Consider the following 229-nt stretch of genomic DNA (forward strand, 5'->3'; position numbering starts at 1 on the left):
TGGGAATGCACTGCCTGGTCCCATTACTACAAAATTGGCTGGTTACATAGGATATGAAGTAGCAGGCATACCAGGAGCAGTCATTGCATTATTTGCTCAAGTGGGTCCGTCATTAATTGTCATGTTAATTTTATTAAATATTTTATACCGCTATAGAAATTCACAACGTGTGAAACGATTATCTAGTTTCGTATTACCTGCAATTGCGATTCTTTTAGCGGAAATGACT

At 37.6% G+C, this 229-nt stretch carries 1 protein-coding gene; it reads left to right on the forward strand.

Annotated elements, in window-relative coordinates; translation table 11 throughout:
• The coding region (locus tag SB764_RS45180; protein WP_410867460.1) for a chromate transporter at nucleotides 1-229 on the forward strand (229 nt) is incomplete at both ends.

This window comes from Paraburkholderia sp. SIMBA_027 (assembly GCF_046535315.1).
GTDB classification, from domain to species: Bacteria; Pseudomonadota; Gammaproteobacteria; order Burkholderiales; family Burkholderiaceae; genus Paraburkholderia; species Paraburkholderia tropica.